General features: G+C 46.3%; 22 protein-coding genes. 4 read left to right on the forward strand and 18 right to left on the reverse strand.

What is annotated here, in order from left to right; genetic code table 11:
- Positions 1 to 501: 501 nt before the first annotated feature.
- Both G475_RS0119955 and G475_RS25775 read left to right on the forward strand, forming a co-directional pair.
- Positions 502 to 1,011, forward strand: a complete 510-nt coding sequence (locus tag G475_RS0119955; protein WP_156911818.1) for a hypothetical protein — start codon at positions 502 to 504, stop codon at positions 1,009 to 1,011.
- A gap of 48 nt (positions 1,012 to 1,059) precedes the next feature.
- On the forward strand, positions 1,060 to 1,485 hold the full coding sequence (locus G475_RS25775; protein WP_035712119.1) for a DUF4870 domain-containing protein: 426 nt from the start codon (positions 1,060 to 1,062) through the stop codon (positions 1,483 to 1,485).
- Positions 1,486 to 1,565: 80 nt separating this feature from the next.
- Here the strand turns inward: G475_RS25775 and G475_RS0119965 are convergent, their stop codons facing one another.
- The 10 genes from G475_RS0119965 to G475_RS0120015 form a co-directional block, all read right to left on the reverse strand.
- Positions 1,566 to 2,357, reverse strand: a complete 792-nt coding sequence (locus G475_RS0119965) for an alpha/beta fold hydrolase (protein WP_026702775.1) — start codon at positions 2,355 to 2,357, stop codon at positions 1,566 to 1,568.
- 74 nt (positions 2,358 to 2,431) lie between these two features.
- A complete protein-coding gene (locus tag G475_RS0119970; protein ID WP_407636217.1) occupies positions 2,432 to 4,030 on the reverse strand; it encodes a Vga family ABC-F type ribosomal protection protein in 1,599 nt (532 codons plus the stop codon).
- Between the two features lie 304 nt (positions 4,031 to 4,334).
- Positions 4,335 to 4,604: a 30S ribosomal protein S14 gene (gene rpsN, locus G475_RS0119975; protein WP_026702777.1), complete on the reverse strand. Its 270-nt coding sequence runs from the start codon at positions 4,602 to 4,604 to the stop codon at positions 4,335 to 4,337.
- 18 nt (positions 4,605 to 4,622) lie between these two features.
- Complete coding sequence (locus G475_RS0119980; RefSeq protein WP_026702778.1) at positions 4,623 to 5,813, reverse strand: GTP-binding protein; 1,191 nt, start codon at positions 5,811 to 5,813, stop codon at positions 4,623 to 4,625.
- A 14-nt stretch (positions 5,814 to 5,827) separates the two neighbouring features.
- Complete coding sequence (locus G475_RS25780; protein ID WP_084414215.1) at positions 5,828 to 7,177, reverse strand: metal ABC transporter solute-binding protein, Zn/Mn family; 1,350 nt, start codon at positions 7,175 to 7,177, stop codon at positions 5,828 to 5,830.
- Between the two features lie 458 nt (positions 7,178 to 7,635).
- Positions 7,636 to 7,776 carry a hypothetical protein gene (locus tag G475_RS27390; protein WP_156911821.1) on the reverse strand — a complete coding sequence of 47 codons (141 nt, stop codon included), beginning with the start codon at positions 7,774 to 7,776 and terminating at the stop codon, positions 7,636 to 7,638.
- Positions 7,766 to 8,344 (reverse strand): DJ-1/PfpI family protein, encoded by a 579-nt coding sequence (locus G475_RS0120000; protein WP_026702780.1) that lies wholly within the window; start codon positions 8,342 to 8,344, stop codon positions 7,766 to 7,768. The genes G475_RS27390 and G475_RS0120000 overlap by 11 nt, the downstream gene beginning before the upstream one ends.
- A 295-nt stretch (positions 8,345 to 8,639) precedes the next feature.
- Positions 8,640 to 9,572 (reverse strand): formylglycine-generating enzyme family protein, encoded by a 933-nt coding sequence (locus G475_RS0120005; RefSeq protein WP_026702781.1) that lies wholly within the window; start codon positions 9,570 to 9,572, stop codon positions 8,640 to 8,642.
- A gap of 137 nt (positions 9,573 to 9,709) precedes the next feature.
- Positions 9,710 to 10,858, reverse strand: coding sequence for an ROK family transcriptional regulator (locus tag G475_RS0120010; RefSeq protein ID WP_026702782.1), 1,149 nt, complete (start codon positions 10,856 to 10,858; stop codon positions 9,710 to 9,712).
- A 29-nt stretch (positions 10,859 to 10,887) separates the two neighbouring features.
- Positions 10,888 to 12,582: a SulP family inorganic anion transporter gene (locus G475_RS0120015; protein ID WP_026702783.1), complete on the reverse strand. Its 1,695-nt coding sequence runs from the start codon at positions 12,580 to 12,582 to the stop codon at positions 10,888 to 10,890.
- Between the two features lie 367 nt (positions 12,583 to 12,949).
- Here G475_RS0120015 and G475_RS0120025 point away from each other — a divergent pair, with 367 nt between their 5' ends.
- Complete coding sequence (locus G475_RS0120025) at positions 12,950 to 13,936, forward strand: aldo/keto reductase (RefSeq protein ID WP_026702784.1); 987 nt, start codon at positions 12,950 to 12,952, stop codon at positions 13,934 to 13,936.
- Positions 13,937 to 14,000: 64 nt separating this feature from the next.
- On the opposite strand, the gene G475_RS0120030 is transcribed toward G475_RS0120025, so the two are convergent.
- Both G475_RS0120030 and G475_RS0120035 read right to left on the reverse strand, forming a co-directional pair.
- The gene (locus tag G475_RS0120030; RefSeq protein ID WP_026702785.1) at positions 14,001 to 14,471 is read right to left on the reverse strand and encodes a glutathione peroxidase; all 471 of its coding nucleotides are present in this window, start codon (positions 14,469 to 14,471) and stop codon (positions 14,001 to 14,003) included.
- Between the two features lie 132 nt (positions 14,472 to 14,603).
- Positions 14,604 to 16,106: a malate:quinone oxidoreductase gene (locus G475_RS0120035; protein ID WP_026702786.1), complete on the reverse strand. Its 1,503-nt coding sequence runs from the start codon at positions 16,104 to 16,106 to the stop codon at positions 14,604 to 14,606.
- Between the two features lie 695 nt (positions 16,107 to 16,801).
- Between G475_RS0120035 and katG the strand changes: the two genes are divergently transcribed.
- Positions 16,802 to 19,009: a catalase/peroxidase HPI gene (gene katG / locus G475_RS0120040; protein ID WP_026702787.1), complete on the forward strand. Its 2,208-nt coding sequence runs from the start codon at positions 16,802 to 16,804 to the stop codon at positions 19,007 to 19,009.
- Between the two features lie 269 nt (positions 19,010 to 19,278).
- Here katG and G475_RS0120045 read toward each other — a convergent pair whose 3' ends face one another.
- From G475_RS0120045 to G475_RS0120070, 6 genes are all read right to left on the reverse strand, one after another.
- On the reverse strand, positions 19,279 to 20,019 hold the full coding sequence (locus G475_RS0120045; protein ID WP_026702788.1) for an alpha/beta hydrolase: 741 nt from the start codon (positions 20,017 to 20,019) through the stop codon (positions 19,279 to 19,281).
- Between the two features lie 188 nt (positions 20,020 to 20,207).
- Positions 20,208 to 21,038, reverse strand: a complete 831-nt coding sequence (locus G475_RS0120050) for a YitT family protein (protein ID WP_026702789.1) — start codon at positions 21,036 to 21,038, stop codon at positions 20,208 to 20,210.
- 274 nt (positions 21,039 to 21,312) lie between these two features.
- Entirely contained in the window at positions 21,313 to 22,026 is a 714-nt protein-coding gene (locus G475_RS0120060; protein ID WP_026702790.1) for an ABC transporter permease, read from the reverse strand.
- Positions 22,027 to 22,074: 48 nt separating this feature from the next.
- On the reverse strand, positions 22,075 to 22,446 hold the full coding sequence (locus tag G475_RS27965; protein ID WP_051302772.1) for an AAA family ATPase: 372 nt from the start codon (positions 22,444 to 22,446) through the stop codon (positions 22,075 to 22,077).
- Positions 22,418 to 22,693 (reverse strand): P-loop NTPase family protein, encoded by a 276-nt coding sequence (locus G475_RS27970; RefSeq protein ID WP_051302774.1) that lies wholly within the window; start codon positions 22,691 to 22,693, stop codon positions 22,418 to 22,420. The genes G475_RS27965 and G475_RS27970 overlap by 29 nt, the downstream gene beginning before the upstream one ends.
- 238 nt (positions 22,694 to 22,931) lie before the next feature.
- Positions 22,932 to 24,650, reverse strand: coding sequence for an ABC transporter ATP-binding protein (locus G475_RS0120070; protein WP_026702791.1), 1,719 nt, complete (start codon positions 24,648 to 24,650; stop codon positions 22,932 to 22,934).
- Between the last annotated feature and the right edge of the window lie 75 nt (positions 24,651 to 24,725).

Here is a 24,725-nt window from a genome sequence, read left to right on the forward strand (position 1 = left end):
TATCACGTAAAATGAGACAAAAATTAAAAAAGAGACCGGGACAAAAGATAAGAGGAATGTTGAAAACCTGAACATCTCGTCTTCTATGGTAAACAGTACTTCCTAAGCGTCGTCAACATACGAAGACTCCTGTGGGAACAGCACGTGTCTCGAGACCCCGCAGGCAGAGGGTTTCTGCCGAGGAGGCTCGAGCCGTGCCCACGGAAAGCGAAGTTTTTGACGGAGCGATAAATAGGACAGAACGAAAATTTCCGAACGATTTATGGATTAATCGTTCGGAAATTTTTATCTTATAATGGTATTGTCCCAAACTCTTTTTTTCGCGGGAATATCCCCAGATAAGAAAAAAGGGATAAAGCTCTCCCCATGGCAGATAAACTATAACACTAAGTATATCATCGTGTTTTAAAAAATTTTAAATGATCCAGTCCTTACCACATGTGATGTATCATGTGGTAAAATTGTCTCACTATGGAATAATCGTTGATAAAGGAAAGAAGTATGACTATGCATTTCCAACCGCCATTAAAGGAACGGATCATTGCCGGTGCAGGGTATGCCCTCCCCCTCTTTTTAGCCGGTCCGCTTCTCTCCATCGATGCCGTACTGACGATTGGAGCAGTTCTGGTCTATTATTTTATATTTAGAACAACGTCCCGGTATGTTTTTCACCATGTGAGACAAAACGTGAATCTGGTGCTCAGTTATTACATATATAGAGGAGCCGTTAATTTTTTTGTATTTATATTAGAACGCGGACTGCGTCTGGGCGGAGCAGGGCTTCAGGATTGGTTATCGGAGCAGATGTTTTTACAGCCATTGTTATTCCTCGGAGGGATACTGTCTCCAATCTTTTTCCTGCTTTTGCTGCAAACGGTATTTTATATCACCCTTGTCGTGCTTCTTCTTCTCGTATTTTTTGGAAAATGGACACGTATACCACTGCTCGTCCGGTTTATCAAAAAAGAGATGCATGAGCTGCCGCCGAAACGTTCTACTAAAACACACTAAAGAGTTGTTATCTTAATATACTAATACGATGGATCAAAGGAGTATTCCATGTCGTTATCCGTCCCCATTCAAGATCGAATCATCGCTGCGGGGGTTTACACCTTGTCGCTGCTGCTCCCTATACCACTGCTTGCCATTCTTATTGCCTATTTGCTTTATCGTCTGCTGAAGAATCATTCTTCATTTATAGAAAAACACGTGAAACAAAACATAAACTTCATCACAAGTCTTCATATATACTTACTGGTATTATTTCTATTTCAACTGGCTGCTGCCAACTTGGGGGGAGGGCTGGAATGGCTGATAGAGAAAGTGCCGTTGATTGGTATCACCTTGACGTTGGGAGGAATCACCTCCATTTTCTTTCTTATTATTGGTGTTTTTCTCTTTACCGCGGTATTGCTCGTTTTGATCCTCTTTGCCCTCTTCGGCCAATGGTACCGTCTTCCGCTGCTCATTCGGTTCGTAAAATAAGAAAAGGGCAAAGGAGCCGGCTTAAGTGACATGGAGATTGCTGAAAAACTAATGCAAACGGGTGGCATCAGCTTTAAGGGTTAATGGTGATGCCCCATAAACTGTGCCGTTACCTGGTTAAACTCGTGCCGTTGTTCCCAAAACGCACCGTGGCCGCTGTATTGAAAAGGGACAAGCTCGGAATTGCTGATGGTTTGATGCAGCTCCTCTGCCTGGGCGAATGGAATCACTTTGTCATGAATGCCATGGATAATAAGTGTCGGGGCTTCTATTTTCCCAAGATCTGCATAAAGGTTTTCGTCTCTCAGCATCACAACAACCGCCGCTGTCGACCAGCCGGCCGCTTCCAGCCCCATCTGAATAAACCAGTCGGAGAAAGGCTGCGTGATATACTGAAAGAAAAAGGTTTCCGTCACGCCCCGCATCATTTTCGGGCGGTCATTCAACGTTTCGGCGAGAAGCTCGTTGGCTGTTTCCGGGGTGAATCCGACAGGAGCAGCCGCGTCGACCAGTACAAGGTCAGATACGCCGTACCCGTTGTACCTGGCCATGTATCGTATCGCGATCGCCCCGCCGGTGGAGTGTCCTAGAAGCACGAAGTTTTCTAATTGCAGGCTGTCGATGACCGTGCGGATATCATCGGCCAGTCTGTCATAATGGTAGCCGAAATAGGGTTTATCCGATTTTCCGAACCCCCTCCAGTCGATGCCTATGCAGCGGTACCCCATGGATGGAAGCACGTCAAACTGGTATTCAAACTGTGTATGACTTAATGGCCATCCATGGAGAAATACAATCGTTTGGCTCCCCTGCGGATTAATGTCTTCTACATATAACTTTACGCCCGGCTCTACCTGAACATAATACCCCATGCTGGATCCCTCCAAATGGTAAGATGGTTATCAGCATTAGGATATTCATGTCAGTCCCCATGGGTGAATGCCCACTAATACTCATGCTTAACTTTTTCCTCCAGCTGTTTCTTCAGCTCCTTTTTCTGCCGCAGCAGCCGTTGAAATTCCTCGTCCAGTTCTGCTGATGGCTTCATGCTTAAACGACTTAATACATCGGATATATTTGTTTCCACCTTCAGCAGTTCATCTTCGAGTGGTTCGTGTTCTTGATCCGGTTCTGCATGCAGATACGCCTGGTAAGATCCTTCAAATGTATGAATACTCTTATTATCGATGGCAAATATTCTTGTCGTGGTATTTTCCAGAAAGCGTCTGTCGTGTGAGACGAATAGTACCGTGCCGGAATATCCGGTAAACAGGGACTCCAGCGCTTCTAGAGCGTTGATATCCAGATAATTGGTAGGTTCATCCAGAAGCAGGACGTTGACATCGCTGACAAACAGCTTGGCAAGTGCAGCTTTGACCCGTTCCCCTCCGCTTAGAACAGCCACCGGTTTAAACACATCATCTTGAAAAAAACCAAGGCGGCCCAGAACAGTACGGATAAGGGTCTGTTCCTGGGAGGAAGTGCTTCGAACGTTATCTAAGATAGATCTTTGTACATCCAGAACCTCCAGCATTTGACTAAAATAGCCGATGGAGACGGGCGGAGCCACATGAATCCCTTCCGCTTCGTCCAGTATCCTACGTAAGAACGTCGTTTTCCCGCTTCCATTTCGCCCGATGAGAGCGACTTTATCCCCGCCTGCTATCGAAAAGTCAAACTCTTCCCACAACAGCCGGCTTCCTGCGTATCCTCTCACTTTTTCCCCTCTTATAATGGTGCGGTTTTGGAGAGATTCTTCTTGTACCACCTGCATTTTGACAGGCGGCAGCTCTTTGATCTTTTCCACCTCTTCCAGCTGCTCCAGCCGGGTTTGAATCGACTTCACATCCTGATTCAGCTTTTTCTGTTTTTTGGCGAAATATGGCTTCGCCCCAGTAATTTTTGCCTCCGATTTGGACGTATTTTTTGGTTTTTTTACCGCTTTATGTGCTTTCTGTTCTTTCTGCCGTATCGCTTCCTCCAGGTGCTTTTTGGTCTTGAGGTATTTCTCGTATTCTTTTTCACGATGGTTGCGGGCCTTTTCCTTCTGCTGTTCATAATCCGTATAATTACCGGGATAAACATGAACACTCCCGTCTTCGATTTCCCAAATCTGCGTGCAAAGCGCATCGAGAAAGGCACGGTCGTGAGAGACGATAATCATCGCTTCACGGCGCTGACGAAGCTGCTGTTCCAGTTTTTCCACGTTCCCTGTATCCAAATGGGTCGTAGGCTCATCGGCCAGAAGCACGTCGGTTTCCCGGGAAAGCGCTTCGTCGATGACAGCCTGCGAAATTTCACCGCCGCTTTTCGCGGCTGTCTTCGGCTTCAACTGCGGAAGCAGGGAAACAGAAGAATGGGTGATCACCGTTCCGGCAGAGGGGGCGGCCTCTTTGGCTAATAGGTGCAGCAGCGATGTCTTGCCTGAGCCGTTACGGCCGACAAGCCCGATCCGGTTTCCTTGATGAATGCTCAGATTGTCTATGGTAAATAAGGTTCTATCTTTCACATCAAACTGAATGTCCTGCAAATGTATTAATACCAAATTCATCATCTCCATTTTTTGATGGAGACCATAAAAACAGCCTCCTATTCTTTTTGGACATACGTTCAGAATAGGAGGCATATTCCGCCTGCGGGACTGCAGAACACATCGTATACCAATCCTATTCTGAACATAGATAAATGCCATGCCAAACAGCCTTCCCTGAGAAGGGCATGTCACCACTCATTTATCTGTTCTTAAAAATAGGATTAATACTTCATGTTCCTACAGTTCACCCTCTTTTTCGTTTTTATATAGGTCCATCATATAACCATCCGGTAAAGGATGTCAATGACATTACGTTTTACCAGCTTGATTTTTTCACACCGGGAAGCTGCCCTTTATGGGCAAGCTCCCTGAAAGCGATCCGGGACATGCCGAATTTCCGCATATATCCTTTTGGTCTTCCGGTGACTTTACAGCGGTTGTGCAGTCGTGTCGGGGAGGCGTCACGTGGTAGTTTTTTTAAGGCTTCATAATCCCCTTTTTCTTTTAGTTCTTTACGAAGCGCGGCGTATTTCTCCACTGTTTTCTGTCTCTGTTTTTCTCTGGCGATCTTTGATTTCTTGGCCATGTCTTCCTCTCCTTCTTTTTAAAGTCCGGGAATTTTTTCCCGTTCTGCTTCAAATGATTTACGCCATTCTTCTATTTCCCTTGGCTGAATGAGGCACTTGTCCAATGTCCGTTCGATGTTCTCCACGTCCAAATCGACACCGATAAAGACAAGTTCTGTCTTTCGGTCTCCATAGGTGTAAGCTTCCAGTTCTTCTTTCACTTCCGGCTGCTCCCGCAGAATTTCGCCTTTTTCCGCTAACGGCAAGGCCGCCACCCAATACGTAATGGATTCCAGTGTGATGGAGGAAGCAGCTTGGGAGAGCATAAAAGCCATGGAATGATACGTGGACAGCCAGGCAATACCTTTCGCTCTGGCGATTTCTTTGGGATAATCTTCAAACCACTGCTTCAGCCGTTCTGTATGAAAAGGGGTTCTACGGCGGTAGACAAAGGAGCGGATGCCGTATTCTTCGGTTTCCGGGGTGTGTTCCTCCTGCTCCAGTTCTTTCAGCCAGCCTGCTGATTCACTGGCTTTTTCAAATTCAAACAGTCCTGTGCCGAGAATATCCCTTAATTGAACGTTTCCGTAGTTCGTCTCAATGAGTTTCGCTTCCGGCTGTAATTTGCGCAGAAAAGCGATTAACTGCTCCCGTTGTTCCGGTGGCACCATATCGATTTTGTTGAGGATCATAACATCACAGAATTCGACCTGATCGATCAAGAGATCCACCACCTGCCTTTCATCTTCGTCGACCGCCTGCTGTTTTCGATCCAGCAGCGATTCTCCCGAGGAAAAATCTTCCCAAAACCGATTGGCGTCTACCACTGTCACCATGGTGTCCAACTCGCAGTACCTCGTTAAATCTATTCCCATTTCCTCATCGATATAGCTGAATGTCTGCGCCACCGGAATCGGCTCACTGATTCCGGAAGATTCGATCAAAATGTAATCAATATCCCCCTGCTCCGCCAGCCGTTTCACTTCTACCAGCAGATCTTCCCGGAGGGTGCAGCAAATACAACCATTGGACATTTCGACCATTTTTTCTTCGGTTCGTTTAAAGCCGCCATTATCAATGATATTCGCATCTACATTCACTTCACTCATGTCATTTACAATAACAGCCGTTTTAAGACCTTCTCTGTTATTTAAGATATGATTCAAAACGGTGGTTTTCCCGGCTCCGAGATACCCGCTCAGCACCGTGACAGGAATTTTTTTCATTATTATGCCCCTTTCCCTTAATGATTGTGATCATCTCCATTTTCATGATCATCAATGTGTATAACAATTGGTTCTGTTTGAGCGATGATGTTGTGGTCGTCATCATACAGCGCCGCAGACACCTCTGTCCCGTCCAAGTCTTTCGAGGCCGCGGCTGTGTATGTTTCTTCTCCATCGACGACTTCTGCTTCTTCCTCTTCCGGCGATTTTTCGAGCCAGTGCACATGGTCTGATTCTGTTTCCCCTTGAATACTGTAAGTAAGCTCTATATTATCTCCGCTGTGGTAATGGTCCTTTGCTCCTTTTACAACGATATCCGGGGCCCCGCCGTCCTTGCCATTACTGCCTTTTGCAGCATCCCCTTCAACTGCCAGAGCAATAGATAATTGTTCTATATTCTGCTGCATTAAATCGAAATAATCTTCCTGATTTTCAATTTCTTCCTCGACACGCACCGAAAGATTATGAAGCTGTAATGCTTCTGCTCCTACTTCGTCCTGTATCACTTCTGTTACTTTCGAAGCGACATTCTGTTCAAACATAACATGGTTAATGCCAGCATCTTCCACCGTCTCTATAATACCTTCCAATTCCTGCTGAGAAGGTTCATCGGACGGAGAAAGGCCGGATACGCTGATCTGCTCTAAATCATAGCGGTCTTCCCAATACCCGTAGGCTGCGTGGGAGACGATAAATTGATGATTCTCTGCTGTGTCAGCCATCTCTGAAAACTTTTCATCTAAAGCGGTTAACTTATTTTTCACTTCTTCCGCATTTCCCTCAAAATACTCCTCCTGCTCCGGCCGTAGTTCTATCAGTTTGTCTTTTATATTATCGACAGCTTCCTTGGATCTGACGGGATCCAGCCAAACATGAGGGTCAACGTCGCCGTGACTATGATCATGGTCATGCTCGTGCTCTTCTTCATGGTCATGATCGTGTTCGTCCGTATGGTCATGGGAATGGGTATGTTCCTCATGGAAATCAATAAGGTCGATACCATTGGTTACTTCCAACGAGGAAACACCTTCTTCTTCCAACGTTTCATTTACGGATTCCGCAAAGCCTTCCATCCCTGCCCCATTCATCATAAATAAATCAGATTCAGCGATATCTATCATTGTCTGAGAGGTAGGTTCAAAGCTGTGCGCGTCTGCTCCCGCAGGGATTATGTTTTCTACCTCCACTTCCTCTCCCCCAATTTTATTGGCAAAGTCTTCCCAAGCGAAAAGCGTCGTGTAGACCTTTAACGGTTCTTCTGTATTGTCTGCCGACTCTTCATTTTCATCTGCCTCTTCACTTGAGCAGGCCGATATCACTAAAACAAGTAAAATCCCTGGAAGAATAAAACGTAATTGACTTTTCATATTATGTATCCCCCAATTCGTAATAATTACGATTTATACTTCAATAGTGTACCGAAATTATTACGGATTGTAAATAGTAATTATTCTTATTTGTGCTTTTGTTTAAACGCATGGGGAAGAACATTCGCTGGAGTAAGGATATAGGACGTGCACCTTTCGGACATCTATTCCGCTAAATGGCTGATTTGACGGCCTTTGATGGCTTTTTTGGACATTTGTTCCGCTATTTGGACTCTAGACCAGTTTTTTACGCTGAAAAAGAAAAATAACGCACCAAATGTCCAATTTCTCCTTCAAAGTGGGAATAATCGAAGAAATAACGGAAAAAATGTCCTCCTGAGGTATAAAATAATCCCCTTTTTGTCATATCACAAAAAGGGGTAATCGATTTTTTACCTGTTTTTTTGGAGTCAATCACTGCTTTGTGCAGCATGCAACGACTTTTTCCGTTTCTTCACTCACCAAGTATATTCCATATTAAAATCCGCTGCCGCCTCTGTGACAACCCCTATCGTTTCCTCACTGCTTGCGGAAGGTTCCAACTGTCTGGTTCTAACTGGCATCTCGCCAGCATTTTTCCCTGTATCATTATAGATCATATTCCATCCATCTGGCAGTCTGGGTCACTGCCTCTTTCCCTTCAAACTTTTCCATGAGATGAAAAGCCATGTTGATTCCTGCTGAAATACCTCCTGAGGTGACAATGGACCCTTCATCGACGAATTTTACATTATGCTGCACGTCCACGGAAGAAAACGCAGCCAGTCGATCATACGAGCCCCAGTGGGTTGTCGCCCTTTTCCCATCCAGGAGTCCTGCATTCGCCAGCACAAGCGCCCCGGTACACACTGACGCAATGACCTCTGCAGAATCCTGACACGCGCGGAGCCATTTTATTAGTTTTTCGTTGTAAGCCTCTTTCTCCCGGGCTCCTTGGCCGCCTGGAATAATTACGACATCAGTATTCGGCGCTTGATCGAGGCTCGTGTCCGGCATGACCTGCAGGCCATTACGGGCTGAGATCATATCGCCGGTTTCAGAAATGGTTGTAACATCAAACAGTTTGTCTTCGAAACGGTCTTTATATGCCACCGAAAACACTTCATACGGCCCTGCAAAATCAAGAACCTCCACCTCATCGAACAAGTAGATTCCTATTTTTTTCATCCTTATAACCCTCCTTTTCCTCCCTGCTACTTTTCGACAAATCCCTCTATTTTCCTTTTTAAGTGAAAAACCGAAACAGCCTGAGCCGTTCCGATTCTTACATTATCCTGCTATCATACCTTCGTCTACAATATATTCAGCGCCACTGAAGTGCCTGGATTCATCCGAAGCCATGTACAGGCATAAATTAGTGACTTCTCCCAGTTCTCCCCCATTGCCGACCGGAAGAATTTATTCCTTCCGGGTTAGCATCTCCTGCCTCTCTTCCCAGCTATGAAGGGGAAAGAAACTCCAGCTAAACATCTGCGGCACAGCGAAAGCCCATGTTCCCGGTGGAGCTGTCCTTGGTATTCATGCTTCGGGCCGCTACTCGGTATCGATTGCAGTACGAATGATGACACAGATAAGAACCTCCCCTGATCACCATCGGAGTGTCCTGATCAGAAGCCGGCGAGGGATTAGTTGAAAAATAATCGGAACACCACTCCCACACGTTACCGGAAACGTTATACAGCCCGTAGCCGTTCGGAGGAAATGAAACGGAAGGAGCGGTGCTGGCATACCCGTCTTCTTTCGTATTTTCAAAAGGGAATTTTCCCTGCCAGATGTTGCAGTAATACTCTCCGCCCGGGGTCAGCTCATTTCCCCACGGGTACCGATTCTGCTCCAGGCCTCCCCTGGCTGCGTATTCCCATTCCGCCTCCGTGGGAAGCCGCTTCCCAGCCCATTTGCTGAAGGCTTCTGCATCATTCCAGGAGACATGGGTCACTGGGTGGTCCATTCTATCTTCGATGGTGGATCCCGGCCCTTCCGGCTGGTACCAAAAAGCCTCGTCCACCCCGTACCACCACGGGGTATCAGGCAGCTGCTGCACCTGCCCCGCCTGCTTTGAAATGAAATGATGAAAAACGAAGGACCATCTATACTGCTCCGCTTCGGTCACATAGCCGGTATCCCGCACAAACGCATCGAATTCTGCGTTCGTTACGGTATGTGCATCCATATAAAAGGGCTTCACCTGCACCTTCCGGACCGGTCCTTCTCCATCCCCCGGAAAGCCTTCCTCATCTTCCGTGCCCATCCAAAATTCGCCGCCCGGGATATAAATTAATTTTTCCTGAAATGCGCTGCCGGACGAAACAGTAGCTTTTTCTGCTGGGGTTTTCTCCTCTTGAAAATTACTCCGGCTCGCTGCACAGCATGGTTTTATTTCATTCGTTTCTTTCATCGTTCTCCTCCTCCAGTATTATGATAAACGCCGGGCTTTTTTTGAGTTAGGAAGTGGAGTTCGCTGATTCAAAAATCGCTGATCAGTTTTCGATTTTCGCTGATCCGCTGCCAATAAGCGCCATCCCCCTCTCCGCTTCAGCCGATTTTTGATTGAAAGGTTAATACGCAGGCTCCAATTGATATTGGATTTTCAGTATTTCCGGCTAGCTGAAAGGTCAAATCCTGAAAAATGAAGGCCTCCGCTGTTTGAATCACTTTGTCGTAGTAAGCGGGGTAGATGTTCATAAGGTCACTGTTCAATACCACAATTTCCGGGTGAAGGACGTTTATCATATTAGCCAAGCCGATCCCGTAATAATAAGCAGACGCCAGCACCACATTTTCGATCTCGGGACTGCCTTTTTTCAGCTCATTCACCACATGCTCCATAATTTCATTTTTATTCTCGCTGCGTTCTCCTGTCAGCATCAAGCGGGAGACCTCTGCTGCCAGGTGGTGATAGGAAATACAGGAAGATAAGGTTCTGCCAGATGGAACGTCGATGATCATTTCTCCAAATGAACTAGCATCTCCCTTCCGGCTCTGCATAATACTACCGTTCATGAGAACCCCGCAGCGGAGCCCCCATCCGCTGATACAGTAAAGAATGGTTTTCCTGCTTTCTTGATTACTCAGTGATTCATATAAAGCCGCGGTATTCGCGCCGTTTTCCAGAAAAATTTCTGTCTGGAATGCCTCTTTCATCTGTTCCACAATAGAAACTTCGTGCCAGCCTGGAGCCACGAACCCTTCCGGATACATTATACCTTTTTCCCGATCCAGCGGGCCCACGGTGCCAATGCCGATGCCCAAAATGTCGTTCTTCATAATATGATGGTCTTCCAGCAGAGAATGAATAGTCTTTTTCAGTAACTCTATCGTGAGAGAAGGAGTATGCTTTTCGGTCATGGCAAAGGTTTCTTCTGCGACAGGCTCAAACGACATATTAACGATCGTGATAGTCGCTTCCACTCGGGAAAGCGCGATGCCGATAATGAAAGCAGCTTCCGGTTCAATCGCATAAAGGGCTGGGGGCCGTCCGCCGGAGGAGTCATCGAAGGAGGCAACGCGGATCAAACCGTATTGTTTCAATGCTTCTAAATGCCTGACAACCGTTGTCTGCTTCATTCTCGTCCGTTCCAGCAGCTCCGCTTTGGTAATACGTTTCTTTTGATGAATGCAGCGGTATACTTCTTTCATTCCATGAAATTTGGGGGAATGGCGGCTTAATATTTCCTCTACCACGGGATTTTCTCCTTCATCTTTTTTAAAAATTATATCATATAATCATTCGGCCCTTGTTTTTCCTTCAAAAATTCATCCATCGGCAGATAGCTCATCACATCAGGGAAACGTTCCTTCCATCCGGCACGAAGCAGCAGATCCCGCACCGGCCCCTTTAATTGAACGAACCACACATTTATATTCTCCCGGGACTTATATTTTCGAATCAGCCTTTCCAACGCCTCAATCCCGGCGGTATCTATATCATTCACGCCACCCATATCAATGACGACATCATGCAGCGTATCCATGTTTTTCTCCGCTTCCATGATAGCTGTTTCCACGACTTTTTCCAGGTAACTGACATTGGAAAAATGAATTCTGGCATCAATACGCAGCAGCACTTTTCCCGGTACATGTTGGGCATTTGAGAACCGTTCTACATCTCGGTAGCTTTTGCTTTTTTCATCCCATCCTATTTCCACAATATGAGGGTGGGATATGCGGTGGATGAGAATGCATAACGACACGCCGACACCGATTAAAAGCCCCCATTGAATCCCGATGAGTAACGTAGCGGCAAAGGTAATGATCCAGACCCATCCATCCACCGGCTTAATTTGGAAAGCATAGCGAAGCGAGGGGATATTGATTAAACCAACCACAGCAGACAGGATAATAGCTGCCAGCACCGTCTGCGGCAGGTAATAAAACAATGGTGTTAAGAAAAATAAAGTAAGGACCACGCCGATAGCCGTTATGATCATCGATACCTGGGAGACAGCCCCCGACCGGTGATTTACCGCACTTCTGGAGAAACTCCCCGCAGCCACATAGGCTGAGAAAAAGGACCCCATCATATTAGCCAGGCCAAGGGCACGCAATTCTTTATTCACGTTAAGAGGCGGACTGTCTTTGCCAGCGAGTGTCTTCGTAATAGAGAGGGATTCCATCATCGCAATTAACGCAATGGTCAGCGCCGTGGGTAATAAGACCTGCATGGCGGATACATCCAGAGAAGGAACCGTAATGCCGGGAAAGCCCTGCGGCACCTCTCCTACGATTTTAATCCCTGCTCTGTCCAAATGAAAAAAGTAAACCGTCATAATACTTAAGACCACAACAAGTAAAGGTAGTGGTAGTTTCGTTCGTTTCCTCAACCCCATTAAAAGGAGCAGACTCACAGCGCCGATCACAGTGGTCGGAATATGAATGTCGGCAATGTTTCGGAATAAAGACACTACTAATGGCACAAGCCGGTTCTGATTTGCCATATCGATCCCGAAAAAGTTTCCCAGCTGGCTCAAACCGATCGTAATCGCCACTGCTGATGTAAATCCACTGATTACATTCTGAGATATAAATTTAATCAGGGCTCCAGCGTTTACAGCCCCTAACAAAAACTGCATAACTCCCACCATCAGGGTTAATAACAACACAAGGGTTATATATTCAGAGCTCTCTGGTTCTGCATACAGCGAAACACCCGAAAAAATGAGAATGGATGACATAGCAACCGGACCGACAGCCAGCTGACGGGAAGAACCAAATAACGCATAAATAATGAGCGGAATGGTGGCAGTATACAATCCCATCACAGGCGGCAGGCCGGCCAAAAGGGCATAAGCCATACCCTGTGGTACGAGCATAATAAATACGGTCAGTCCGGCTGCGATATCCAGTTTTAATAAATGATGATTATAATCTTGAGGAAGATTTAATATTCCTCCAGGCAGCTTACTCATCCCATATTTCCTCTCTTCTTAAGTCTATACGTTGTTTTTATCCATTTTGGACAAAAGTGACTTAATATCACTATATTTTATTTTTCCATGTAATTCAAGGGTTGGGTTGTTTTTGGGGGAAGAGAGTGGCGGGGGCACCATGATTTGTTGGAAGCTTACAAAGGACTTGATGACTTCACAGAGAAGTTCACGGATAAGCAGAAAAATCTCCAATTTTCAGATTTTAAGCGTATGCGCTTACAAATGTTTACAAACATACTATAACGGTTACTATCCCAAAAGAAACCTTTTTCAAACAAACTATTTGAATCTCAGATGTGTCTTCGTTACGTTAAGATAAGTCTTTCATCAACGAGGAGGTAGAAACATGATAGATTTAAAACAGGATGGAAAACTCGGATTCGGCACCGCTCCCTTAGGCAACATGTACCGGGATATTCCGGAAGATGAAGCCAAAGCGGTGGTAGAAGCAGCCTGGGACAACGGTATCCGCTATTTTGATACCGCTCCGTTTTATGGTGCAGGTCTGGCTGAATTAAGACTCGGGGAGGTGCTCTCCAAGCATAACCGGGACGATTATGTGTTGAGTACAAAAGTAGGGCGCTATGTCACCGAGGAAACCGAAGAAAAAGAGGGGTTGTTTCAATACGGACGTAAAAATAAAGTGATCGATGACTACAGTGCGGAAGGAACACGCAGGTCCATCGAACAGAGTTTAGAACGTCTGCAGACCGAGCGGCTTGATTTCATCTACGTTCATGACATTTCTCCGGACTTTCATGGAGACGAATGGGTGAGCCGGTTTGATGAAGCCAGAAATGGCGCATTTCCAGAATTGGAGAGGCTCCGCAGCGAAGGAGTAATTAAATCCTGGGGACTCGGCGTTAACCGGACAGAGCCGATTGAACTGGCGCTGGATCTGGAAAAGGCCCATCCGGATATCAGCCTGCAGGCCACACGCTATACGCTGCTTGACCACGAACATGCCCTGCAGCGCCTGATGCCTGGCGCCCAGGAACAAGGGATGAGCATTGTGGTTGGTGCGCCATACGGCTCAGGAATCATTGCCGGCGGATCCCACTATGAATATGGAGAAGCTCCGTCGGAAGTGACATCCCGGGTGAACCGCATGAATGAAATAGCGGATCGTCACGGTGTCAACCTTATCGCTGCCGCCCTGCAGTTCTCTGCTGCCCACCCGGCCGTCGCAGCCGTTATTCCGGGAACCACTCGTCCAGAGCGGATTCAGGAGAATATGGCAGCCATAAATGCTGACATACCAGCTGCGTTCTGGCAGGAACTGCGGGACCAAAAGCTGGTTTCCCCGGAAGCTCCGCTGCCAATGAAAGAATAATGTACAGGTTTACGAACCGCGTCCAGCCCGGGCGCGGTTATTTCTCATTGGCAGAACATTATAGTTACAAGATGTTTCTGATTTCTGCTTCAAATGATTCCGGAGCAGCCTGCGGAGCAAATCTTTGTAACACGTTTCCTTCTTTATCTACGAGAAATTTTGTGAAGTTCCATTTAATGGACCGGCCGAAAGTACCTTTGCGTTGTTCTGTTATATATTGGAACAACGGATGGGCCACTTTCCCATTAACCTTGACCAGCTCATGCATTGGAAATGTCACCCCGTAATTCAAACGGCAGGATTGTTCCGCCTCACCAGCGTTATCGAGTTCCTGTTTGAATTGATTCGATGGAAAACCCAGTACGACAAACCCTTTGGCTTTATATTGCTGATACAATGACTCCAGACTGTCAAACTGCCCTTTCAATCCGCAGTTCGTTGCCGTATTTACAATCAGCATTGCTGTGCCCCGGTATTTCTCTAAATCATATACCGATCCATCAGCTTTGGTGACAGAGATATCATAGATACTCATTTCATTTTCCCCTCTTTGCTGTATTCTCCTTAGCGTTATAAAAAACCACACCAAAGCTTCATAAGTTAAAGAATAGGTGTGGTTAGATGAAATTCATTTGTTTACGGCCACTTAATCATAAGATGTTTGAAATTAACTAAAGACCGGCTCTTTTTCTTTCAGTTCCAGCGTCTGCGCTGTTGACGCATGAATGTCTTCGATAAGCTCGGGGTTGTCCGCCAGCGAGAGACCGTAGGATGGAATCATTTCTTTTAGTTTCGGTTTCCATTCCTCGAGATGCTGCGGAAAGCAGTTTTCAATAACTTCCAGCATAACCTGTACAGCAGTGGAAGCTCCAGGTGAAGCACCGAGAAGAGCTGCGATCGAGCCATCCGAAGTATTCACAACTTCCGTGCCAAATTGGAGGGTTCCTTTGCCGCCTTCCTCTGTATCTTTGATAACCTGAACGCGCTGGCCGGAAACTACTAATTCCCAATCCTCACTTTTCGCATCCGGGATGAATTCCCGCAGGGCTTCCATGCGCTGTTCTTTCGACTGCATCACCTGTCCGATCAGGTACTTGGTCAATGACATCTCTTTCATGCCTGCCGATAACATCGTCAGCACATTATTTGGTTTGACGGAAGTGAGCAAGTCGAGCAGGGACCCTGTTTTAAGAAATTTCGGGGAGAACCCGGCAAACGGACCAAACAAAAGTGATTTTTTGTCATCAATATATCTTGTATCCAGATGCGGCACCGACATCGGAGGGGCGCCAACCGGGGCCATCCCGTAAACTTTGGCGTGGTGCTTCTCCGCGACGTCGGGATTGTTACAAACCATAAATTGTCCGCTTACCGGAAATCCTCCAATTCCCTTTCCTTCGGGGATACCGGATTTCTGAAGTAAATGGAGACTTCCCCCTCCACCGCCGATAAAAACAAATGGAGCGGTATGGTATTCGGTTTCCCCGCTGTCTCCATTTTGCACTTTTAATTCCCAGGAGCCGCTTCCTGTCCGCGTTATATCATCCACTTGATGATTGTATTTTATATCTACATTTTCACCTTTTAGGTAATCAAACAATTTACGTGTCAACGCGCCAAAGTTAACATCCGTTCCGGCATCGATTTTGGTTGCTGCCACCGTCTCCTTTGACGTACGGTCTTCCATCATAAGCGGCAGCCATTCTTTTAATTTTTCCGGATTCTCCGAATATTCCATCCCTTGAAACAGCGGATGGCTGCTCATTGTTTCAAAACGTTTCTTTAAAAAAGCCGCATTATCCTCCCCGTGTACGAAACTCATATGAGGCAGCGGCATGATAAAGTCCTGCGGTTGACTTATTCTTCCACCATTTACAAGATAAGACCAAAACTGTTTGGACACTTGAAACTGTTCATTTACTTTTACAGCCTTGCTGATATCGATCGAACCGTCCGATTTTTCGGTGGTGTAGTTCAATTCACACAGGGCAGCATGGCCCGTCCCCGCATTGTTCCATACATTCGAGCTTTCTTCTCCTGCGTTGGCCAGCTTTTCAAATACCGTAATGTTCCAGTCCGGTGCTAACTCCTTCAAAAGAGATCCCAACGTCGCACTCATAATACCAGCGCCAATTAAAATAATGTCTGTTTTCGTCTCTGGATTGCTCATGTGTACCATCCCTTACAACCTAAAAATTCACAGAAAAAAGCAGTACAGCTTGGCCGCTCCCTTCTGTTCCACGATCCTATACTAGTGTATTATAACAATTGATAGAGGAATCTATTTACTATTATACAATAATTATAGACTATTTCACGCTGATAAAAAAGGCAAGTCCATTTCCCACCTTGCAGTTAACAGGATAAAGGGAGCTATTTAAAGATATTGATATAAAAGAGGAAATAGCTATAAATACTAATAAAAGCATATGGCCTGGAGGTTCTTCACCAAATACTGATCGATCGTGTATTACTTTTTCACCTGATCCCTCACTGAATTATTTTGTTCTATTATAACACAAGAAAGAACGTCTGTTTCTTTCCTTTTTCTTCTCTATTCCGTCCTGCCTTCCATTCCGACCATCCTTGCGATTTCAATTCCATTACCGGCCTTAAAGACTTCCGGTTGATCAACTTTAACAGATCGAGGGATACCCTTCTGCTTGCCTTTTCAGATCTTAAATCTTATAGTGGCTGAGTTCATTATCTTCAAAATTATCCAACTTTTCGTATGTTCTTCTTTTTATTTCATGAATTATTAATTATAATTATTATGAAAGAATGAATATTCTCTCTGGTGTGGTAAGTTCCATTCATTGGAGGTTTTATTCATTTATACTTATTTAAACAGAAAGGGGAAATCGTATGGACACAAAAGACAATGAGAATATGGGACAATGCCCGGTCGCCCATGGCAGTTCTGCCAGTCACCCTTTTAAAGGCACGTCAAATAAAGAATGGTGGCCAAACCTTTTAGACTTGAGCATCCTTCATCAACATGATACGAAAACAAACCCAATGGGAGAAAATTTTGATTATGCAGAAGAATTTAAGAAATTGGATTACGATGCATTAAAAAAGGATCTTCATAACCTCATGACGGACAGCCAGGAGTGGTGGCCGGCAGACTACGGTCATTATGGTCCGTTTTTTATCCGTATGTCCTGGCACGCCGCTGGTACATATCGGATGCAGGACGGCCGCGGCGGCGGGGGAAGCGGTTCTCAGCGTTTCGCTCCTCTGAACAGCTGGCCGGATAACGGTAACCTCGACAAGGCCCGCCGTCTGCTTTGGCCGATGAAACAGAAGTACGGCAGCAAGATCTCCTGGGCTGATCTGCTCGTGCTGGCAGGAAATGTGGCGATTGAATCGATGGGTGGAAAGACGATCGGATTTGGCGCAGGGCGAGAAGACATTTGGCATCCGGAGGAAGATGTCAACTGGGGACCTGAAACGGAGTGGCTTGGAGATAATCGTTACTACGGAGAGCGTGAGCTGGAGAATCCGCTTGCTGCCGTGCAAATGGGTTTGATCTATGTAAACCCTGAAGGGCCAAACGGCGAACCAGATCCGGCAGTAAGCGGCCAGGATATCCGCGAAACCTTTAAACGCATGGGGATGAACGATGAAGAAACGGTAGCACTCACAGCCGGAGGGCATACATTTGGTAAAGCTCACGGTGCAGGAGATCCTTCTCATGTTGGGGAAGAGCCGGAAGGAGCTCCTATTGAAGCTCAGGGCTTAGGCTGGAAAAGCACCCACGAAACCGGCAAAGGTGCTTACACGATTACAAGCGGCATTGAAGGCGCATGGACCCCTACTCCAACCACATGGGATATGAGTTACTTTGATCTTTTGTTCGGATATGAATGGGAAGTCACGAAGAGTCCAGCCGGCGCCTATCAGTGGACTCCTGTCAACCCAAAGCAGGAAGACCTTGCTCCTGATGCCGAAAATGAATCCAAACGCGTGCCGACAATGATGACAACGGCAGATATGGCAATGCGTACCGACCCGGAATTTGAAAAGATTGCCCGTCGTTTTCACAAAAATCCGGATGAATTCGCCGATGCCTTTGCCCGCGCCTGGTTCAAGCTTTTGCATCGCGACATGGGACCTCGCGAACGGTATCTTGGCCCGGAAGTTCCAAAAGAGGAATTCATTTGGCAGGACCCTGTCCCGGCAGTTGATTATAAATTAACTGAGGCGGAAATCGAGGAATTGAAAACAAAGATACTTCACTCCGAACTGACAGTGAGCGAACTCGTCACTACAGCATGGGCGTCCGCCAGTACCTTCCGTGCCTCTGATAAGCGGGGCGGGGCGAATGGCGGCCGCATTCGTCTGGCTCCCCAAAAAGACTGGGAAGTTAATGAGCCGGAAAAGCTTTCAAAAGTTTTAACCGTGCTGGAGAGTATTCGTACCCAGTTCCATAAAAACGTCAGTCTCGCCGATTTGATTGTGCTGGGCGGGAGTGCAGCCGTTGAAAAAGCGGCTAAAGAGGCAGGCTTTGACGTCATGGTTCCGTTCGAACCCGGACGCGGCGACGCTGCCCAAGAGCAGACCGATATAGAAAACTTTGAAGTGATGGAGCCATATGCAGATGGATTCCGCAACTATCAAAAGAAAGAGTACAGCGTCACTCCTGAAGAGCTTCTCTTAGACAAGGCTCAGCTGTTGGATTTGTCTGCTCCCGAAATGACAGTCCTTATCGGCGGCATGCGTGTTCTCGGTACAAACTACAATGGTACCCAGTACGGTGTCTTCACAGATCGCGTCGGTACCTTGACGAATGACTTCTTTGTGAACCTGCTTGACATGAACGTCGAATGGAAGCCTGCCGGCCATGGTGTTTATGAAGGTCGTGACTACCATACCGGGGAGGTCATACGAACGGCAACGAGAGTCGATCTTGTCTTCGGTTCCAACTCTGTTCTGCGCTCCCTTTCCGAAGTCTATGCGCAGGACGACAGCAAGGAAAAGTTTGTCCATGACTTTATCGCGGCCTGGGTGAAGATCATGAACGCAGACCGCTTCGACCTGAAGCAGCCAAAAACGCTCGCAAAAGTATAAAATCCACCCCTTGCAAGGGGCAGCACCTTACAAGGCTTCCTGATCTCAGCTCACATTTTAACGTGAGCTGCTGGTCAGAAGCCCATACAAGGTGCTTTTTTTATACGGTGAGATACCTTCACCATCCCTTCCAATTGTTGAACGTGGGGTCCGTTTTTATCAAACAACCAGCTCCATCTCTGATATGGATTTTTTACTCTATCTTATGACTGTTTTGCCAGTCGTGCCGGTCCAACGATATACACAGCAACAATCATTTCAGGTCCGTTCTATTCTGCCGGAAACTCACCAAATAAACGATGTAACCACGATACAGTTAAATCAAACCATTTTGAAAAATCAGAATCAATGAGTTGTTTCATTCCTGAAGAAGTAAGAGGCTTTGCTAAAGATAGCCCATGCCTGCCCGACTGGAAAATATGAGATTCGAAAGGAATGTTATTTTGATGGAGAGCCTCCATAAATCGAAGGGAGTGTTTCACAGGGACACGCGCGTCTTCAAAACTAGTAAACAAGAAGGTTGGGGGAGTTTGATCATCGACTTCGTTGTCTACCGACGGGATAGAAAAAGCCAATGATATACCTGAAAGGATGCAGGGATATCCGAGAATTAATGCATTTGGCCGAATTGTCCCCATGGTCCCCAGAGCCGCCGCCAGGTGACCACCGGCGGAAAAACCTGCGACTGCGATTTTGTCCTTATTGACCCCCCATTGAGCCGCATAGTCTTTCAACCACTTTAAGGCTTTCTCTCCGTCGTTAAAGGCAGTCTCAAAGGAAGATGCTTCTCCAACAGAATACCGTAAGACAAAGGCATGGAACCCTTCTGCCAAGTAAGCCATGGCGATAGGTTCTGCTTCCCGGTCAGACGTATGATAATAGCCTCCCCCCGGCAGGATCAGTACAGCCGGCCGGTCCGTTATGTTAGCAAACTGAGTGGAGTTATCTAACAAATAAGTGGTCAGTGAAACTTCTGATGTTTTACGTATATCCATTTTCTCAATTCTCATGTACACCCACCCTTTCGATGGTAATTAAATGCCGCTGCTGTTTCCATTACAATCCTTACTCTCTATAGCACCATGTTCTTCCTATTTGTGTTGATAACAATCAGAGATTCGACTCCCCGCCCCACAGGTACACTGGCTGTTTCTGCCATCCTGAAGCCGCCCTGCTCTTCAACAGAGAGTCTCGGCCGTCACTTTAGTGTTGCTCCTGAGATGAAGCCGCCGGAAACGTCTTTAACATTATGTACCACAATAAACGCATCAGGATCCACTTCTTTAATCACTCGTTTCAGCTGCAGCAGCTTGTGTGTGTGAATAACAATATACAACACCCGGCGCTGTTCTTTCATGTATTCTCCTTCCCCATAAAATACGGTTGCGCTGGAAGCCAGATCGTGCGTAATCCGCTTGGATATCTCTTCAGAATACGGCGAAACGATGTTGAGCGCTTTTTTCGAATCAAAACCGCCAAGCACGAAATCCGTAACGACCTTGCCAACGTACAGGGTAATCAGGGTATACATCGTATATACAGGGCCGATAATGAATATCCCCGCGATCACAACAGCCGCATCAAGGGCAAGTGTTGTGCCGGTCAGATCCCAGCCCAGCTGCTGATTAAAGACACGGGCTAGAATGGACGTGCCGCCAACCGAACTTCCTGCCTGATAAATAAAACCAAAACCAATGCCGGTTATAATTCCGGCAAAAATCGCCGCAAGCAGCGTATCTTCTATCGGTTGAGCGTACATATCTTCAAAAACCCAGATAAAAAAGGAGAATAACAGCACATTAAAAATCGTTTTATACACCATATGCCGAGGCAGGTAACGAATACCAATCCCTAAAAGCATCACGAATATAATCGGCGTGGAAATGCTGGGAGAAATGCCGAGACTGTAGTAAATAAGCAAGGACATACCAACAATGCCGCCTTCGGCAATCGAGTTTGGCATCGCAAGCTGCGTCACAGCCAGTGCAAACAGCAGCGTCCCGATAATAATATAAATCGTGTTTTTCATATTCGTACTCCCTTCTCCCTATTCTCGAAAAAACGAATAGAGCGTAAAAAAAGAAACCATCCTCTGATTTTTCGATAAGGATGATTTCTTATCTTTTCCCATCATAGCACAACCTATTGCCTCTTCCAATCGTCCTTCCTTTCATGCATCATTGCGCAGAGTCTATGGAGGAAAATCGAAAAGACACCGAGACGAAAGACATTATACACAGCCCCCTCCCCCAAGGGGTTCAGCTATTTCGGCAGGGAGCGTCATTTCCCGGGAAATGATAACATTATTCCCCGTCAAACGTTCTTCTCCTGTAAACAGCTACAGTCAACACAACCATGACTGCCATCCAAACGGCCATAATGCCTAACTCACCAGCTACCTCTTCAAATGAAGCACCACTCTCTACGGCCTGAGCCATAATTTCCAATTGGAAATTAGGCAGGTACTCAATAAACATAAGAGCTTCATATTCCTGAATCAATTCGATCAACAACGTCCCCATCCCAAATATAAACATGATTGGCAAAATCACAACCGACGCTTCCATTAATGAACGAGTCAGCAGACCAAGCATGGTCCCCATCGCTACATAAAAAATAAGGGTAACCAAAAGAGCTATCGAAATAATAGGCAGCCCTTCAGGGGTATAACCGGTGATTCTCATACACACAATTAAGGTTATGAGTGTTAATAGTACACTGACAAGGCTTTTTCCCGTGAGTATTTCTGCAGTGGAGGCCGGCGACATCATCAGCCCTCTAAGTGTATTTTTCTCCTTTTCCTCCGCTATCAGGGCACATTGTACAAAAGCCGCAACCGTTGCAAACGCCAGATTGACCACAAGATAGTGTATTTCAAGGGGAGTATTGCCGCTTCTTGCAAACACAGCAGCCATGAAAATAGGCACCACTACTGTAGAGAGCACATACATATTTTTGGATAGGTCCTTCAGATCTTTATTCAATATGGCATAAATGCGCTTCAGTGAAGATGTCATACCAATTCCCTCCCAGTAAGGTCCACAAAGATATCGCCTAAGGTAGGCTCATTCGTATAAAACAGATTCAACGGCTCCCATTTTCAGCCAGTCATACATGTCTTGCGCACTTTCCGGTCCTTTGGACAATATTTTTTTCTCTCCTCCACTCAACTCCACCGTTATAGTGTTATCGGAATATTGCCGTCTGAGGGCTTTGGGGACCCCAAGAAGCTGCACACTGCCTTTGTTCAAAAAAGCCACCCGGTCACACAGTAATTCTGCTTCATACATATCATGCGTGGTTAAAAAAATCGTCGTCCCCTTTTTATTCAGCTCTCGCAACCCATCATGAATATGCTGGGAATTTGCCGGGTCCAGAGCAGCTGTAGGTTCATCAAGAAAAAGCAGTTCAGGTTCGTGGAGAAACGCTCTTGCCAAAAGCACCCGCTGTGTCATTCCTTTCGAAAACTTTGCCACTTGTTTTTCCGGCTTCTGTCAGATTGACAATCTCCAGTACCTTATCTATTCTATTATCTTTTTGGGAAATTCCATAAAGATCGGCGTAGAGCCTTAAATTGTCATACACGCTAAGCCGCTGGTACAATCCGCTCGTATCGGTCATGAGCGGAAAGACGCCCATATGTTGATATCGTTTTTCCACACCCTCTATTTTTAAATACGTCAATTAAATCCTCCGCTCCCGGTTTTCCCAAAATAATACACCCTAGTTATAGTGAATAATACCCGATCAATCGACGCAGGATAAGAATGATCCCTCGTCCTATCCATTCATTCATCAAACGTTTGATGAATGGTGATTTCCTTTCAAACCAAATTGGTACCTATTAAAATTATATGTAAATACTAAGGGGCTGTACATAAGGTTTCTATCCCCTGCCTTATGCCCAGCCCCTTTTTTGTTTCTATATATACGTGAACTGCGCCTCCTGAAGATTTGCATAGTGTCCGCCGCGCTGCAGCAGCTCTTCATGGGTTCCTTGTTCTTCGATCCCTTCCGGTGTCACGACAATTATCCTGTCAGCGTGACGGATAGTCGCGAGACGATGAGCAATGATCAACGTCGTTCTACCTTCCGCCAGTTCATAAAGGGAACGTTGAATCGACGCTTCTGTTTCTGTATCCAGGGCGGAAGTTGCTTCATCCAAAATCAAAATGGGCGGGTTTTTCAAAAACATTCGCGCAATCGAAAGACGCTGTTTCTGTCCGCCGGACAATTTCACCCCGCGTTCGCCGACAATCGTATCCAGCCCCTCCGGCTGGTCCTGTACAAAAGATTCCAGTTCTGCGCGGCGGGCGGCTTCCCATACTTTTTCGTCGTCTGCGTCTAATTTGCCGTAACGAATATTGTCCCGCAGGGTCCCCGAAAACATGAAGACATCCTGCTGGACGATGCCGATCTGACTCCGCAGCGAGGAAAGCTGAATGTCGCGGATCTCCCTCCCATCTACGGTAATCGATCCGTCCTGGATCTCATAAAAACGGGGAAGCAGGCTGCACAGCGTCGTTTTTCCGGCACCGGACGGGCCGACAAAGGCCACAGTCTCCCCAGGTCTAATAGAAAGATCGATCCCATCAAGCACAGGCCGCTCCTCTTCATAGCCAAAACGGACACCGCTGTACACGATATTTCCTTTCGCGTCATGAAGCGGTTTCGCACCCGGGCGGTCCACGATATCCGGTTCTGTATCCAGCAGCGCAATATAACGTTTGAAGCCGGCATAGCCTTTCGGATAACTTTCAATAATAGCATTAATTTTTTCAATCGGACGGAAAAAGATATTTGTTAATAAAATAAAAGCCATGAAATCTCCAATCGATAATTCTCCCTGCACAATAAAATAAGCGCCGCATAAAAGCACGAAAAGGGTCATGATCCGCATCATCATATAACTAAGGGAAGTGTTCAAGCCCATCACGCGGTACGACCAGATTTTCGCGTCTTTAAAACGCTGGTTGTCCCGTTGAAATAACCTGCGCTCGTGCTTTTCGTTCGCGAAGGCCTGTACGAGACGGATGCCTCCTATCGTATCTTCCACCCGCGCGTTAAAATCAGCCATCCGCTTCAGCATAAATTTCATAGCCGCTGTCATACGGCGGTGGCAGTAAATGATGATAAAAATGAGCGGCGGTACCACCAGAAAAGTGAGCAGGGCCAGTTTGACATTGATATATAACATGACGCCGAAGGAGCCGAATAATGTCATCAATGCAATAAATACGTCCTCCGGCCCGTGATGGGCGACTTCGCCGATTTCAAACAAATCGTTTGTCAAATTGGAAAGCAGATGACCGGTTTTATTATTGTCATAATAGGTAAAGGAAAGCCGCTGGACATGATCAAACAGCTCGGCCCGCATATCGGTTTCAATGTTAATCCCAAGACGGTGGCCCCAGTAAGTCACCACAAAATGGGCGCCGGTGTTACATATATAAATGAAAAAAAGGGCGGCACACGCCCAGAGGATAACCGAGATATTCCCCTGCGGGAGCAAGGTATCAACGACATGGTTAACAACAAGTGGAAACGCCAGATCCAACAGGGCAACAAACACCGCACAGGCAAAGGTCAGCGTGAATAATTTCTTATAGGGTTTATAGTAGGCAAAAAAGCGGCGCAGCATCGTCCTCTCCCCCTTGCATATATATCGATACATTGCAAATGATTATCATTCTCCTATCATAGCATAATCATAAGC

Origin of the sequence: Salibacterium aidingense DSM 18341, assembly GCF_000429685.1 — a bacterium.
GTDB lineage: Bacteria > Bacillota > Bacilli > Bacillales > Marinococcaceae > Salibacterium > Salibacterium aidingense.